General features: G+C 42.5%; 3 protein-coding genes and 1 pseudogene. 3 read left to right on the plus strand and 1 reads right to left on the minus strand.

The features are described from left to right. The 3 genes and pseudogenes from KV40_RS35840 to KV40_RS25120 all read left to right on the plus strand — a co-directional run. Positions 1-228: pseudogene (locus tag KV40_RS35840) on the plus strand (hypothetical protein); the annotation flags it as partial. A 53-nt stretch (positions 229-281) separates the two neighbouring features. Then, the gene (locus KV40_RS25115) at positions 282-836 is read left to right on the plus strand and encodes a thermonuclease family protein (RefSeq protein ID WP_036487111.1); all 555 of its coding nucleotides are present in this window, start codon (positions 282-284) and stop codon (positions 834-836) included. 65 nt (positions 837-901) lie between these two features. Next, positions 902-1,228, plus strand: a complete 327-nt coding sequence (locus tag KV40_RS25120) for a nucleoside triphosphate pyrophosphohydrolase family protein (protein WP_036487113.1) — start codon at positions 902-904, stop codon at positions 1,226-1,228. Between the two features lie 34 nt (positions 1,229-1,262). On the opposite strand, the gene KV40_RS25125 is transcribed toward KV40_RS25120, so the two are convergent. Then, positions 1,263-1,565 carry a hypothetical protein gene (locus KV40_RS25125; protein WP_036487116.1) on the minus strand — a complete coding sequence of 101 codons (303 nt, stop codon included), beginning with the start codon at positions 1,563-1,565 and terminating at the stop codon, positions 1,263-1,265. Between the last annotated feature and the right edge of the window lie 75 nt (positions 1,566-1,640).

The following is a 1,640-nucleotide window of genomic DNA, read 5'->3' on the forward strand; positions in this document are numbered from 1 at the left end:
TCGGGTGTTAATACCGTTGCTGTTAAAGCTGAACCAGAGCTAGAACCAGAACCAGAACCACCAGCAGATGAAAGAGAAGGGTTGAGCGATGACGAATTGAGCAGTCTGATAAATCTCAGCAGCATCTTCATCTATCGTTATCGTCGTGATGGTCATGCTATACCAAATGTAGTAGAGAGATTAAAAGATTGGAAATTCAAAGGCAATCGCTGGATTAGAAAGGAATGATTAATGTCTTAATTGGGGAACAGTAAGATCGTTGCCTTCTGTAGCTCTCGATAATGAAGTTTAAAACATTTGCCAATGCGATCGCTCTCTTTATCGGTTTGGGACTTGCCGCTTATTCACAGTTAGATAAAACATCAGAACCTACAACCGTAGAAGATGGGCAAAAGTTCGAGGAATGGCAACTCAAGCCAGGAAGTATCTATGATGGCGATACTTTGAGAGTTGTTCGGGGAAACGAAGAATTAAAGATTAGATTTTGTGGCATCGATGCGCCTGAGAAAAAGCAAAAATTAGGCATTGAATCTCGTGACCACTTGCGATCGCTCGTAGAACGGAGTAATGGCAAACTGCTACTCGTACCCATAGAACAGGACAGATACGGCAGGACTGTTGCAGAGGTTTACGCCCACGATAGACGCAGTTCGGCAATTAATCTCAACCTTCAGATGGTCAGAGATGGCTATGCTTGGCACTACGAAAAGTATTCGGCTAATTGTCCGACGGGAAATGATTACGCGATCGCCGAACGGTTAGCTAGAGAAGAAAAGTTAGGTGTTTGGAATGGCAACCATCAAGCACCTTGGGAGTGGCGGAAGGCTAATAAATAGGAGCAACTTTTAAGAGATTGTTTTTTTGGTGCAAGATCTAACAAGTTGTACGACAGGTCAAAAACATGGATTTTAAAGATTATCAGCAAAAGGCATTGCTCACTTCCAGTAAGCCAAACTCAAAAGATAAAGCGATCGCTATCTGGTGTATGGGTCTAGCTGGTGAGACTGGAGAGGCGATCGACTACCTGAAAAAGCATTTAGCGCATGGTCACGAACTAGATCGCGACAAAATTGCTTTGGAACTAGGGGACGTTCTCTGGTATCTTGCAGTATTGGCTCACGAACTCGATTTAGACCTCGAAACGATTGCGAGTATGAATCTGGAGAAACTAAAAGCCAGGTATCCTCAAGGTTTTTCGAGTGAGAATAGCCGTTACCGCACGAACTGAAACCGAACTCAACAAGGCGATTGCGCTCTACTCTTCAAAGCTTATTCCGCCAACGTAAACTATTCTGATTTAATTGCCGAACATAGCTATCGGGTTTGTCGATTATATCTTCGGCAATCTCTATAGCTTTTTCTAACTGTTCTGATGATAGTTGTTTGTAAGCCGCACCCTGTTTGCGGTCTATTACCTCATACCAACAGCAATTGAATAAATTATCGAGAATAATTCTGGCAAAACAGTGATTCAAACTTACGGGAAATTCACGCTGCTTGGCTTGTGCTGGAAGTTCTTCATTTACCAACCTGAGATATTTGGTGCGAAGCTGTTCGATATCCAATGTTTAATGCTCGATGTATTAATGAGAAATATAACAAAGATGTAGGCGATCGCTCTTTACTCAAAGTCCAATAGT

Source organism: Myxosarcina sp. GI1, from assembly GCF_000756305.1.
Taxonomy (GTDB): domain Bacteria; phylum Cyanobacteriota; class Cyanobacteriia; order Cyanobacteriales; family Xenococcaceae; genus Myxosarcina.